We start from the raw sequence: 13,462 nt of genomic DNA, 5'->3' as shown, positions 1-13,462 counted from the left end.
AGCAATGAAAAAACTCAATTGGTACCCGGCTATCATTCTCGGGCTCTTAGCCCTGCTCGCCATTACCTTCGCCGCCCTGGTAGCTTCCCGTGCAGCAATGGGCCCTGCCCAGCACTTTTCCGCAGAGGGCAATAAAGAGCTGTTCGAGTGGAAATTAGTTACTACCTGGCCCAAGAATTTCCCTGGCCTCGGCAGTGCGCCGGAGCGTTTTGCCAAGAAAGTCGAGGCGATGTCAGCCGGGCGTCTCAGGATCAAAGTGTACGGTGCCGGTGAGTTGGTACCTGCCCTGGGCGTATTTGGTGCTGTATCGGAAGGCGCCGCGCAGATGGGACACGGTGCTGCCTATTACTGGAAAGGCAAGGTGCCCGCTGCCCAGTTTTTTACTGCGGTGCCTTTTGGCTTGAATGCCCAGGAAATGAATGGTTGGTTGCACCACGGTGGCGGTCTCGAACTCTGGGAGGAGATCTACGAGCCCTTTAACCTGATCCCACTTGCAGGGGGCTCCACCGGTGTACAGATGGCGGGCTGGTTTAACAAACCGATTGAGTCGGTGAAGGATTTAAAGGGCCTAAAGATGCGTATTCCCGGCCTGGGTGGTGAGGTTTTAAACCGCGCAGGCGGCACTGCGGTGACCATTCCCGGTGGAGAACTCTACACCGCCCTCCAGACTGGAGTGATCGATGCTACCGAATGGGTGGGGCCCTACAACGATCTCGCTTTTGGTTTCCACCAGGTCGCTGAGTATTACTACTACCCCGGGTGGCACGAGCCGGGCTCTATCCTGGAGTTTATCGTTAATAAAAAGGCGTTCGAAAAACTGCCTGCTGATTTGCAGGAAATAGTGCGGGTCGCCGCCCGTGAAGCTAACCAGGATATGCTGGACGAATACACGGCACGCAATAACCGGGCCCTCAAGGAGCTGGTAGAAGAGCACGGGGTAAAAGTGGAGCGCTTGCCGGAGGATGTTCTGTCTCACCTGAAGAAGATCAACAACGAAATTATGCAGGAGACGGCGCAGCAGGACCCGGAGTTTGCTCGTGTTTACAAAGCCTTTAAAGAATTTGAACGAGATGTGAAGCCCTACCACGAGATCAGTGAAGAGGCTTACTACCAGGCGAGAGAGTTAAAGGAAGATTAGCGCCCAACTACTGGGCCGATGATATTGCCGGCTGTGTTGCTCTACAGCCGGCGAACTCGAAACCTACAATCAGGGCAGCGGTCTGGTACGGCCGGCATCGTCGATAGCGACAAATACAAACTCACCCTCGGTGACCTTGACCTGCTCACCGGAATCCACCCGCGTCAGCCAAACCTCAACCATGGTACGAATTGAGGAGCGCCCTTCTTCAATGGCTTCCGCATAGCAGCTGACTGTTGAGCCAACCGGAACCGGGCGCAGGAAAACCATGCTGCCCACCGCAACAGTTGTGACACGGCCGCGCGCCATGGTTTGCGCGAGAATGGCGCCAGCGAGGTCCATCTGCGACATCAGCCAACCGGCAAAAACATCCCCCTGCGGATTGGTATCGCGGGGCATAGCCAGGGTTTGCAGGGTTAGCGTGCCTGTGGGTTGCGGATCTTCATCGAGAGCTGACAGTGCGGACATCGGGTACTCACAGATTGTTAGAGTTATTGGTTTCCACTACTGGAATGGTGGCGCATTCTAGCACAATTTGGCCAGTAATTGACCAGAATAAATTTCGGCCTTCAGTCTCCCTCGGTGCAGTTAAGGCACCGGGGGAGACTGGGCCTGTGGAACTAAAGAGTCTCGATAGCCAGCAAGTTATCGTCCGGGTTTTTGTCGATCATCTTGATGTAGGGATCAAAGCCGGCAATGCTCGGTTTACCCTTTACCTCAAACTCCAGCAAGGTGGTTTCTTCACTGATCTCCTGTTTGGCGAAGTAGAGCACATTATCTGAACTGGTATCTTTGTCAGGATCTTCTGCAAAAATGGCGACATCTATCCAGTTCTTCATGGGTATCTCTTTTTCCTGACCATCTCCATCGGCTTCGTATTTGCGTGCCTCCAGTTCCAACAAGACGTGATAATTGCCATTTTCCAATAGCTCGGAGGTGGCACTTGCGACCTGAAGGTCAAAGAGGACCACTCGCTCCAGCATATCGGTGATCAGCTCTTGCTGAGAGGCTTCGGCCCGGGCCCGGAGTCTCGCCACTAAGTCCATGCTGGTGGGATAGGGATCGCTGGAGAAGCCCTTTTCTTTTAGTAGGGAAGCCAGGGCCTCATTAACGGCGTCTTCACCCATCGCATCCTTAAGGGCGTACATCGCCAGGGAACCCTTGCGGTAGTGGATATAGGATTGGTTCTCGTTGTGGGTTAAGGGCAGCTCTTCTAGCAACTCGGAACCCCGCGCACTCAGGTAGCTATCCAGCTCATATTTGAGGAAGCGACGCATCTTTTCCGGGCCGTATTCCCGCTCCATCACCATCAGTGCAGAGTACTGCGCCAGGGTTTCTGATAATAGGGTTGCGCCCTGCACATTGGCGCCAATCAATTGATGTGCCCACCACTGGTGTGCCACCTCGTGAGCGGTGACATAGAAGACGTAATCAATTTCATCCGGGTCCCGCAGGTCGGCGACAAAGCCGATAGATTCAGAGAAGGGCACGGTGTTGGGGAATGCCTGGGCAAAGGTTTCATAGCCTGGAAACTCGACGATACGCAGCTGGCGATACTGGTAGGGGCTGAATGCCTCGCTGAAGTATTCCAGAGACTTTTTCACCCCCTCGACCATGCGATCCACGTTGTAGTCGTGGGGCTTGTGGTGGTAGACCTCGATCGCGACATCCTGCCAGCGGTCTTTGACCACTGTGTAGTCTGCTGAAAGGTAGGAGAAAAAGTTGTGAATGGGCGCATCCATCTTGTAATGGAAATAGTGGCGCTGTCCCTCCTGCCAGTCTTTTTGCAGGTAGCCGGGCGCCAGAGCTATCTGCCCCAGGGAAGTACTGACGGTGGTTTCAAAATTGATCCAGTCGGAGTCGCTGCGCAAATAGGACTCCCGGTAGTGGCCCTTGTCCTCCAGTTTGGGCATACGCTGCGGCGGCGGTAGGTCGTGCTTCCTGCGCAGATGGCGGTCGGTCAGCTCAGCATTGCCGTTGTAACCGATAAACGGCAGCGCTTCATTGTTATTAAAGAAGGTACCGTTTTGCACCAAGGTTGTGGAGGAGCCGGAGTTCATAAAGCCGCGATTGATCCTGCTTAAATCAAACTCCAGGGTGAGAGACTCACCGGGTTGCAGAGGCCGATCCAAGTCAAAGAAATAGTGGCCGAACTGCTCGTCCTTGTCGCGCAATGTGGCCTGATCCAGGGATAACTGGTTCACCCTAAGGCCGCGATCCAGCCCGATAACCACTTCTTCGATCGATTCGTTGCGTTTATTAACCAGGAAGTAACGGCCGCGTACTTCATAGCGGCGCTCATCGGGGAAGATATCCACATCGACTTTGACATCGGTGATATGTGGTGCGGGTTTGTCCTCCAGGGCTTTGTACTTCTTCTCGTAGTCTGCGGCCAGCTGCTCCCGATCCTTGCTGGTTTCGTAGTGATTGAGAATATTGGTATTGTAGAAAATAAAGGCGCCACTGCTGATAAACAGTACTAGGGCGGTGGCGGCAGTTAAGCGGCTGGATAGCCCCAGTTGGAAGCGCAGGGCCTTGATCCGGCTCACGAGTGGAGCCAGAGTACCGCGCTGCCAGAGTCCGTAGCTCAAGATTGCCAGTATCAGGCTGAAGTTGATCCAGTAAAATGCAAACCAAGCCCGCCCCTGCTCAAAGTGACCATAGCCATTCATGTCTGAATAAGGTGCCGCGTTCCAACCGGCGAACTGATAGAGATTGTGCTCGAAACCGAGGCCATCGAGAATACTGGAGCTAATCAGGTAGCCCACCATCAGTAACATACCGAGGAATTTGTTGCGGGTTATTACTTGGGCAAAGATCGATAGGATTGCCATCAGGTAGAAAGGCATCGCGAACTGGTACCAGACACCGTAAAAGTACAGGCCCGGCTCAAGCGTTGTGTACCCCTTGCTCAGCTGTACAGCGACAGTGGTGAGCATGCAAGCAATCAGGATGCCAGCCAGAACCACCAACATCGCAATAAACTTGCTCGCGACAAAAATCCAACTGGGTGTGGGCACAGCATCCATAATTTCATGGCAGCCGGCCTGGCGCTCCCGCCATACCAATTCAGCTCCGTAGTAGATCAGGATAATCAGCATAATCAGGCTGAAGGCGCCCTGGATCAGACTGACCATAGAGCGGGTTACCGGGTATACCGCAGTGCCAAATATCGCTTCCAAATTTAGGGATGCGCTCAATACATTGAGAATACCCAGTGCCAGGATTACCCAAAAGGCCAGGCTTTTTACCACCGCTGTGACTTCAAAGCCGCAGCGAGCGCGAAATTGCTGCCAAACTGCAGCCGTGCCAAACCTGGGAGTGACTCGCGGTAGGGGCTTGTTATAGCGAGGTGCCTCATCCTCTTCTGCTTCCACAGTGCGTCGGCGCGACCAAAGCGGTTTGCGCTCGGTAAATGAAAAACATTTATAGCCCAAACCTATAAATAGTAAGCTGGCCCCCAGCCATATTAAGCGGTTGATAAGATAGTTTCCCTCCAGCGCGATCATGGACATATTGCGATCGAAAGCGGTCCAGTAGCGAGTTGCTTCCTGGAAGGCCGCGAGACCAAAGGGGTCGGCCAGTGCTGCGGCACTGTGATAGGCGGGTTCATCCATCATTCCCTGACTGGTGAAATAGAGCACCAGGAAGGCGATCAACCCCACGTAAGTGGCCATCATGCTGCGAGTTATGGCTGCCAGGCTAAAAAACATGGCGCTGCAAAACAGCATGCTGGGAAGGATAAGTATGAATAAGGTGTGCAGATAGTGGGAGATTTGGGTGGGCCCCAGGCGCTCTGGGTCCAGCCAGGGCATCCAGGAGCCGAGCAGCATACCCAGCGCCGCAGTTGAGAAAGCCAGGAAGGCCACGATAAATGATCCAGTGAAGCGACCCAATAAATAGTCGTGCTTACTGATCGGGGTACTGAAGACAATACCTTCCATTTTTATATCGCGATCGCGTAGCACCGGGTTGGCTGCGAAGGCGGCAGTAATAAAAATGCTGAAAACGCACATTATTAATAGGGTCAGCATAATCGCGTAGGGGGAGTTGATCAGGGTGTTACCCCCACCGCCGCCGATCTGTATGTTGTCGACGGTCATAGCACCAAAAGTCAGTAGAAAAAATACCAGGCTGGTCACATAAAACAGTGGCTGGCGCAGTTGGTACTGAAGTTCAAATTTGGCAACCGATAAAAACATGTTGATATCCTCCCCTGTCTCAGGCGGCGCTAGCCATACGAGAGGCTTGATTGCTGAACAGGGTGGAGAAATAGACATCTTCGAGGTCGGGTTGCAGCAGCTCGAAGCCCTCGGCCGGTTGGCTATCTGCCAGTGCGTGTACAACATGGCGCCCAGCTAATAGGCGAGTGGAAATCACATCCAAACTATTGCGGTATTCTTCCAGTGCAGATTTGTCGACGGTACGCCGCCATACACGCCCTGCTAGTTTAGAGGTCAGCTCTTCAGGTTTGCCCTGGGCCACAATTTGGCCTGCGGCGAGGATAGCCATATTGGGGCATAAATCGGCAACATCCTCGACGATATGGGTGGAGAGAATTACCACTACGTTCTCGCCAATTTCACTGAGCAGGTTGTGAAAGCGGTTGCGCTCCTGTGGGTCGAGACCGGCGGTGGGTTCGTCGACAATAATCAGGCGTGGATCGCCGATCAGGGCTTGGGCGATACCAAAGCGCTGGCGCATACCGCCGGAGTAACCGCTGAGGCTTTTCTTGCGATCCTTAAATAAATTGGTTTGGTGCAGTAATTCCGCCACCATCTCGCGGCGTTCTTTGCGGTTGCCAATGCCTTTTAGTACCGCCATATGATCGAGCATATCCTCGGCATTGATTCTCGGGTAAACCCCAAAATCCTGGGGTAGATAACCCAGGTTACTGCGGATTTTCTGTGGATTGCTGGCCACATCGATGCCATCGAAAGTAATGGTGCCGCTGTCGGCAAATTGCAGCGTGGCGATAGTGCGCATGAGTGAGGACTTGCCGGCGCCATTGGGACCGAGCAACCCAAACATCCCCTTGGGAATCTCCAAGTTGACGTTATTGAGCGCGTGTACACCGTTATCGTAGGTTTTGGAAAGGTTGGCAATCTTTAGCATTTCTTAATTCCCTTTTATTTTTTATTCGCCCTTGAATATCGCCAATAGTAGTTAATACCTTTTGATATTTAAGAACAGATACCCACAGAAAAGTTTCGATGGATTGGCGAGAGAGTTAAATGTCGAGCGCCAAAGTAACAGGAGGTGGTGGCTTGCTGGGGGGAATCAAGGTGCGTTGATAAATTTAAGGGGTGAAGGGTTTATAGAGTGTCTGTGTTGGTACAGTCGTCTGAGGCTGGAGATTGACTGCAAGCGGTAGTGATTCAAAATGCTATCGTACCATTTGCAGCCTCAGGGGTTACTGTTGAATCACCCCCGGCAGCCAAGTGGCCAGGGCCGGCCATATCGCCAGCAGGCACAGCAGTAAAAGTTGGATGGCAATAAAAGGCGCTACCCCGCGATAGATGGCCGATGTGGCCACAGAACTGGGGGCCACCCCGCGCAGGTAAAAGAGAGCAAACCCAAATGGAGGCGTTAGGAAAGAGGTTTGCAAATTGATGGCAATCATAATGCCGAGCCACACCGGATCGACGCCCATTGCCAGCAGTACCGGGCCCACAATTGGTACCACTACAAAGGTGATCTCGATAAAGTCGAGGATAAAGCCCAGCAGGAAGATTACCAGCATCACTAACAGGGTCGCGCCGATTACCCCTCCGGGCAGGCTGTGGAAAAATCCTGTCACCAGCTCTTCGCCGTTGTAACCGCGAAATACTAGAGAAAATAATGAAGCGCCAATCAATATGGCGAAAACCATAGCCGAGACCTGAAGTGTACTGCGGCCTATTTCCCCGGCGCGCTTAAAGCTCAGTGCTCCGCGACTGGACGCCAGTAACGCCGCCCCCAGTGCGCCGACAGCGGCAGCTTCTGTGGGGGTGGCAGCGCCAACGATGATTGATCCGAGCACAATCAGCATTAAGGCAATCGGGGGCAAAAGACTGCGAAGCAGTTGGGCCTTATCCACTTCTGGAGGCTCGCTGCTTTCCGTGGGTTTGGGGCGACGGGCAATAAATAACAGATAAATGATATAGGCGGCCACCAGCAGTAAGCCGGGAATTATTGCCCCTACAAACAGATCCCCTACGCTGACTGGCTTGGGATTGAAAATGCCCGCAGACAGTTGTGCTTGTTGATAGGCATTGGAGAGGGTGTCACCCAGTAGAACCAAGGCAATAGACGGAGGGATAATTTGCCCGAGGGTACCGGTGGCGCAGATAGTGCCGGTGGCCAGTTTGGGGGAGTAGCCATTTTTTAGCATGGTGGGCAGTGACATCAACCCCATGGTGACTACAGTTGCACCGACAATGCCAGTGCTGGCGGCGAGCAGCGCGCCCACTACCACCACAGAAATAGCGAGTCCCGAGGGAGCCCCCATAAAGGCTTTGCTCAGATTAACCAACAAATCTTCGGCAATCTTGGCTCGCTCCAGTATTACCCCCATCAGCACAAATAGCGGAACGGCAACCAGAGTGCCGTTTTGCATAATGCCGTAGAGGCGATCGGGGAAGGCGCGCAGCAACTCAGCATCAAATACGCCATACACAATACCCAGGCCCGCTGATAGCAGGGCGGTACCCGCGAGGGTAAAAGCTACTGGGTAGCCGAACATAAGCAGAGCGCAGACGGCAGCAAACATCAGAAAGGGGATTAGCTCAATCACACTTCGGCCCCTTCTACCTGCTTCAGTACTGCTTTTGACGACGACATTGGAATGGACTGTTGTAGGGGCAGCATCAATTGCACCAGGGCGCGAATAAACTGGGCCAGCCCCGCCAGAGCCAAGGTGACCGCAGACAGAGGAATCAAGCTCTTCAGTAAAAATACCCCGGGCAGGCCGCCGGCGTTCGCACTGTCTTCAAAAACTGACCAGCTATTCAGTACAAAGTGCCAGCTGCTTATAAATAGAAAGACGCAAAGCGGTAAGAGAAATATCAGATAGCCAATTGCATTGATCCAGGCTTTGGCCCTGGCGCTCATCTTGCGGTAGAAGACATCCACCCGCACATGGGCATCGGTCTGTAACGCATAGGCCAGCCCCAGCATAAAGGCGGCACCGTGCAGGTAAATCACGGATTCCTGTAGGGCGATAGAACCGGTATTGAAGCCGTGGCGCATCACCACAACACAGCTTTGTAACAGGACCATGGCCCAGGTGAACCAGGACAGCAGTTGCCCGGTATGACTGGTCAGGCGATCGAGTGCCTGCGCGCTGCACAGCAGAAAACGCATGGGGGCTTCTCTCTTTACATCTTATTGTTATTTATGTTGCTCGAAGGTTAACCCTTTGCCCGCTCTCATGCCAGCAGGGTAAAAATACAGCTGTAACCTTTTTGTAATCTTTTATTCATAGAATCGTCACCCGTTGTTCCTAGCATCGCCGCGTGAAATAAAAACACTCATCGGAGTTACACAATGAACAAGCAAATTCTGGCGACTTCTCTGGCAGCCCTGACCCTGGCAACTTCACAGGTTGCTATGGCGGCGCGCGACTACATTAGTGTTGTAGGTTCCTCTACTGTTTACCCGTTTACTACGACTGTGGCGGAGCGTTTTAGCCGCGCAACCCAGTTTAAAACTCCAGTCGTTGAGTCCACTGGTACTGGTGGTGGCATGAAGTTGTTCTGCCAGGGTGTTGGAGAAAGCACTGCGGATATCACCGGTGCCTCCCGTCGCATCAAGCAATCCGAACTGGAAATGTGTAACAGCAACGGTGTTGATGTTGTTGAAGTACAGATCGGTTACGACGGCATCGTTCTTGCGAATGCTAAGAAAGCAGCTCCCTTTAAGCTGACTCGTAAGGACATCTTTCTGGCCCTGGCTAAGGAAGTACCTAACCCAGACGGTTCTGAAACTCTGGTAGCCAACCCCTACAAGACCTGGAAGGACGTAAACTCAGCTCTGCCCAATACCAAAATCGAAGTTTTGGGTCCGCCCCCCACTTCCGGTACTCGCGATGCTTTTGCCGAGCTGGCAATGGAAGGTGGCTGTAAGAAGTTTGGCTGGATCAAAGCCATGAAGAAAACAGACAAGAGCGCTTATAAAGCGATCTGTCACAACGTTCGCGAAGACGGCGCTTATGTTGAAGCCGGTGAGAACGACAACCTGATCGTGAACAAGCTGGTTGCCAACCCGAACGCTCTGGGTATCTTCGGCTTTAGTTTCCTCGACCAGAATGCTGACAAGGTACAGGGCTCCCTGATCGAAGATCAGGCTCCTACTTTCGACTCCATCGCTGACCAGAGCTACCCGGTTTCCCGTCCGCTGTTTATCTACGTCAAGAAGCAGCACGCTGACGTGGTTCCCGGTGTTAAGCAGTTCCTGGCTGAATTCACCAATGAGCGCGCTTGGGGTGAAGATGGCTACCTGGCTGACAAAGGTATGATTCCTCTGCCCACCGAGAAGCGTCAAAAGATTGCTACTGATGTGCGCAAGCTGAACGCACTGAGTAATCTCGCAGCCAAGTAAAAAAATTCTGGAGTTGTACTGTCAAAGGGAATTGACGGCCAAGCTCGAAAGGGCTTGGCCGTTCTTTATAAGAAGACTCACAAATTGTCGCCCCCCTGTGATGGAACGCGGGGATAAAGTCTGGATAATGCCAGCGACGATATTTTTAGTACGGTAATTCAATGCAAACCCCCACACTGTTCGCACTTTTGCTGCTCCTGATATTAGTGGCCTACGGCACTGGCTTTCGCCGTGCAGTGAACGCTGCTCGCAGCCTTGGCGGCGTTCGCAATCTGGCCGCCCTGCCCAGTTACTACGGATTACTCACCGCCCTTTGGTGTGGTTTGCCAGCACTGATATTACTCTGTGGCTGGTTGGTGTTTGATGATTCGATCATCCGTGCGATGGTCATGAATAGTATTGCCGATAAGCCGGAGAGTATCTCCGGGCAGAACCTTCTCTACGCGCAGATCCAGAATCTCGCGGCGGGCCACCTGATAGGTGAAAAGTCCCCACAATTGCAGAGTGCTGCGGACTACCTCAGTCAGTTGCGTTCCAGCTCCAATAATTTACAGGCCTTCCTGAGTTTGGTGTTGGCCAGCGGCCTTGCCGCTTTTGCACTGCTGCGCTTTTCTCCGAAGCTGCGCGCTCGCGAAAAAGTTGAAAAAGTGCTGCGCACGGTGCTGATTGCCTGTGCCAGCGCCGCGATTCTAACCACTGTCGGTATTTTGTTATCGGTATTGTTTGAATCCCTGCGCTTCTTCCAGTCCGTGCCGGTGAGTGAATTCCTGTTTGGTTTGCACTGGAGCCCACAGATGGCCCTGCGCGCAGACCAGGTGGGATCGAGCGGTGCTTTTGGTGCTGTCCCGCTATTTACCGGAACCCTGATGGTGTCCGCGATTGCCATGTTTGTGGCGGTACCTGTGGGATTGATGGCGGCTATTTATCTGGCCGAGTACGCCAGTAAGCGCGTACGTTCCCTGGCCAAGCCGGTACTCGAAATTCTCGCCGGTGTACCCACCGTGGTATATGGCTTTTTTGCTGCCTTAACCGTTGCTCCATTTATTCGCGAGTTGGCCACCTCTATGGGCCTCCAGGCCTCCAGTGAAAGCGCACTGGCCGCTGGCCTGGTGATGGGAATCATGATTATTCCCTTTGTTTCCTCTCTGTCCGATGACGTGATTAATGCGGTGCCCCAGTCCCTGCGCGATGGTGCCCTGGGCTTGGGTTCCACCCAGTCCGAGACGGTGCGCAAAGTTGTGATTCCTGCGGCACTACCCGGCATCGTCGGCGGTGTATTGTTGGCGGTTTCCCGCGCAATTGGTGAAACCATGATTGTGGTGATGGCCGCCGGACTCGCGGCGAACCTCACCGCAAACCCGCTCGAATCGGTCACGACTGTGACGGTGCAGATTGTGACTCTGTTGGTTGGCGACCAGGAATTTGACAGTCCCAAGACCCTCGCCGCTTTTGCTTTGGGCCTGATGTTGTTTATCTCCACTTTGGTGCTGAACTTTATTGCCTTGCACGTAGTGAAAAAATACCGGGAGCAGTATGACTGATCTTACTCAGGCGCAGGTTCGCGAGCGCATAGAAAAAAGCCTCGCCAGCCGTCACCGCAAAGAAAAGCTGTTTCGTGGGCTGGGTATCGGCAGTATTGCCTTTGGTGTACTCGCTGTACTGATTTTGTTCACTGACATTATCAGCAAAGGCAGTGGTGCCTTTGTGCAGACAGCTATCCAACTGGAGGTGCACTACGACGAACAGGTTCTGGGCATCGATAAGGTCGATGATGAAAGTCTGACCTGGGCAAACTTCACCGGTGTTATTCGCCAGTCCCTGCGCGAACGCTTTCCCACTGTGACTGGTCGCAGTGACAAGCGCGAGCTCTACAGCCTGGTCTCCTCCGGAGCACCTTTTACCCTGCGCGATCGCTTAGCTGCGAATCCGGAACTGTTGGGTAAATCCGAGAAAGTCTGGCTGTCAGTCGATGACGATGTGGATACTTTCGTCAAAAGCCTGAAGGATTCCAAAGAGGGTTTCCGTGGTCGTACCTCGGACCAGAAGGCCGGTTGGATTGAGCAGCTGTTGGACAGCGGTGAACTGAAGAAGCGGTTCAATACCATCTTCTTTACCAATGGCGACTCCCGTGAACCAGAGCAGGCGGGCATCCGCGCAGCCTTGATGGGCTCCCTGTTTACCCTGTTGGTAACTCTCGCACTGTCATTCCCTATCGGTGTGGCGGCGGCGATTTACTTGGAAGAGTATGCGCCCAAAAACCGTTGGACCGATTTGATTGAGGTGAATATCAATAACCTCGCGGCAGTGCCTTCTATTGTTTTCGGTCTTTTGGGCCTGGCGATATTTATTAATTTCTTTGAGTTGCCGCGTTCGGCACCCCTGGTAGGGGGCTTGGTACTGACACTGATGACCTTGCCCACGATTATTATTTCCAGCCGCGCGGCTTTGAAGGCGGTGCCACCCTCAATTCGCGAGGCGGCAATGGGTATGGGGGCTTCGCGTATGCAGGTGGTTTTCCACCATGTGCTGCCCCTGGCGATGCCGGGTATGTTGACCGGCGCGATTATCGGTATGGCCCAGGCCCTCGGTGAGACGGCACCCCTATTGATGATTGGTATGGTCGCTTTTATTGTCGACGTACCTGCTGGGGTAACCGACCCGGCCACCGTGCTGCCTGTGCAGATTTTCCTGTGGGCAGACAGCCCGGAGCGCGCCTTTGTCGAGCGCACCTCCGCAGCCATTATGGTGTTGCTGAGTGTGCTGATTGTGATGAATACCAGCGCGGTATTGCTGCGCAAGAAACTTGAGCGCCGCTGGTAACAGAGCGCGGATTATCAGAAAGCGGGATATTATATGAGTACCATGGCCCTGGATGCCGCCAGCCAAACTGATGCGGCGCAATCCGATGTTGCGGGTAGGCAAATGATGAATGATCGGGCTGATGTTAGAGAAACAGTTGGCCAACCCTTCTGTGACACCGCCAAGTTGCGTATGCGCAATGTGAATGTTTTCTATGGTGAAACCCAGGCGATCCACTCGGTCGGCCTCGATATTGGAAAAAATGAAGTGGTTGCCATGATCGGCCCTTCCGGCTGTGGTAAGTCGACGTTTTTACGTTGCCTCAACCGAATGAATGACACCATTGAAGGCTGTCGCGTCGAGGGCGAGTTAAGTCTGGATGGTGACCCCATCTATGGCCCCAAAGTGGACGTGGTACCCCTGCGCGCCCGCGTCGGCATGGTATTCCAGAAACCAAACCCTTTTCCCAAGTCCATTTACGAGAATGTGGCCTACGGCCCAAAAATCCACGGCATTGCCAGCCGCCGTGCCGATCTGGATGAGATCGTAGAAAATAGCCTGCGCCGCGCCGGTCTGTGGAATGAGGTTAAAGATCGTTTGGACAAGCCGGGTACGGGCCTGTCCGGTGGTCAGCAGCAGCGCCTGTGCATTGCCCGCGCTATTGCGGTGAGCCCGGAAGTGATCCTGATGGATGAGCCCTGCTCCGCCCTGGACCCGATTGCAACGGCGCGAATCGAAGAGCTGATCGATGAGCTGCGCCAGAACTACACTATCGCAATCGTTACTCACTCGATGCAGCAGGCTGCGCGGGTGAGTCAGCGTACGGCTTACTTCCATTTGGGGCATTTGGTGGAAGTTAACGATACTGAAACGGTGTTCACCAACCCCGAGCACGAACTCACTGAAGCCTATATCACCGGCCGCTTCGGCTAAGGTTCCTGCTCG

The 13,462-nt window shown here is 53.6% G+C and carries 10 protein-coding genes; 5 read left to right on the top strand and 5 right to left on the bottom strand.

Features of this window, described 5'->3' with window-relative positions; all coding sequences use genetic code 11:
• The first annotated feature begins 4 nt into the window (after positions 1-4).
• On the top strand, positions 5-1,138 hold the full coding sequence (locus tag ACJJIQ_RS20190) for a TRAP transporter substrate-binding protein (RefSeq protein WP_444892397.1): 1,134 nt from the start codon (positions 5-7) through the stop codon (positions 1,136-1,138).
• Between the two features lie 69 nt (positions 1,139-1,207).
• Here the strand turns inward: ACJJIQ_RS20190 and ACJJIQ_RS20185 are convergent, their stop codons facing one another.
• The 5 genes from ACJJIQ_RS20185 to ACJJIQ_RS20165 form a co-directional block, all read right to left on the bottom strand.
• Positions 1,208-1,597 (bottom strand): acyl-CoA thioesterase, encoded by a 390-nt coding sequence (locus tag ACJJIQ_RS20185; RefSeq protein ID WP_108735392.1) that lies wholly within the window; start codon positions 1,595-1,597, stop codon positions 1,208-1,210.
• A gap of 161 nt (positions 1,598-1,758) precedes the next feature.
• Positions 1,759-5,340 (bottom strand): ABC transporter permease/M1 family aminopeptidase, encoded by a 3,582-nt coding sequence (locus ACJJIQ_RS20180; protein WP_445362857.1) that lies wholly within the window; start codon positions 5,338-5,340, stop codon positions 1,759-1,761.
• Positions 5,341-5,359: 19 nt separating this feature from the next.
• Positions 5,360-6,253: an ABC transporter ATP-binding protein gene (locus ACJJIQ_RS20175; protein ID WP_445362856.1), complete on the bottom strand. Its 894-nt coding sequence runs from the start codon at positions 6,251-6,253 to the stop codon at positions 5,360-5,362.
• 298 nt (positions 6,254-6,551) lie between these two features.
• Entirely contained in the window at positions 6,552-7,913 is a 1,362-nt protein-coding gene (locus ACJJIQ_RS20170; RefSeq protein ID WP_445362855.1) for a TRAP transporter large permease, read from the bottom strand.
• Positions 7,910-8,482, bottom strand: a complete 573-nt coding sequence (locus tag ACJJIQ_RS20165) for a TRAP transporter small permease subunit (RefSeq protein WP_445362854.1) — start codon at positions 8,480-8,482, stop codon at positions 7,910-7,912. The genes ACJJIQ_RS20170 and ACJJIQ_RS20165 overlap by 4 nt, the downstream gene beginning before the upstream one ends.
• A 183-nt stretch (positions 8,483-8,665) precedes the next feature.
• Between ACJJIQ_RS20165 and ACJJIQ_RS20160 the strand changes: the two genes are divergently transcribed.
• From ACJJIQ_RS20160 to pstB, 4 genes are all read left to right on the top strand, one after another.
• A complete protein-coding gene (locus ACJJIQ_RS20160) occupies positions 8,666-9,718 on the top strand; it encodes a PstS family phosphate ABC transporter substrate-binding protein (protein ID WP_445362853.1) in 1,053 nt (350 codons plus the stop codon).
• A 161-nt stretch (positions 9,719-9,879) separates the two neighbouring features.
• Entirely contained in the window at positions 9,880-11,259 is a 1,380-nt protein-coding gene (gene pstC / locus ACJJIQ_RS20155; RefSeq protein WP_444892394.1) for a phosphate ABC transporter permease subunit PstC, read from the top strand.
• Positions 11,252-12,538, top strand: coding sequence for a phosphate ABC transporter permease PstA (gene pstA / locus ACJJIQ_RS20150; protein ID WP_282930609.1), 1,287 nt, complete (start codon positions 11,252-11,254; stop codon positions 12,536-12,538). Before pstC ends, pstA begins: the two co-directional genes overlap by 8 nt.
• 102 nt (positions 12,539-12,640) lie before the next feature.
• Positions 12,641-13,450, top strand: coding sequence for a phosphate ABC transporter ATP-binding protein PstB (gene pstB / locus ACJJIQ_RS20145; protein WP_282934617.1), 810 nt, complete (start codon positions 12,641-12,643; stop codon positions 13,448-13,450).
• Positions 13,451-13,462 lie beyond the last annotated feature (12 nt).

The sequence above is a fragment of the Microbulbifer maximicatervae (SeqCode) genome (genome assembly GCF_052468295.1).
Note: the sequence above shows the minus strand (reverse complement) of the source record. Positions and strands in the feature narration are given on the sequence as shown.

Coding starts and splice junctions, on each gene's coding strand:
- ACJJIQ_RS20190 (WP_444892397.1), top strand. CDS start 5: ATGAAAAAACTCAATTGGTACCCGGCTATCATTCTCGGGCTCTTAGCC.
- ACJJIQ_RS20180 (WP_445362857.1), bottom strand. CDS start 5,340: ATGTTTTTATCGGTTGCCAAATTTGAACTTCAGTACCAACTGCGCCAG.
- ACJJIQ_RS20175 (WP_445362856.1), bottom strand. CDS start 6,253: ATGCTAAAGATTGCCAACCTTTCCAAAACCTACGATAACGGTGTACAC.
- ACJJIQ_RS20165 (WP_445362854.1), bottom strand. CDS start 8,482: ATGCGTTTTCTGCTGTGCAGCGCGCAGGCACTCGATCGCCTGACCAGT.
- ACJJIQ_RS20160 (WP_445362853.1), top strand. CDS start 8,666: ATGAACAAGCAAATTCTGGCGACTTCTCTGGCAGCCCTGACCCTGGCA.
- pstC (WP_444892394.1), top strand. CDS start 9,880: ATGCAAACCCCCACACTGTTCGCACTTTTGCTGCTCCTGATATTAGTG.
- pstA (WP_282930609.1), top strand. CDS start 11,252: ATGACTGATCTTACTCAGGCGCAGGTTCGCGAGCGCATAGAAAAAAGC.
- pstB (WP_282934617.1), top strand. CDS start 12,641: ATGATGAATGATCGGGCTGATGTTAGAGAAACAGTTGGCCAACCCTTC.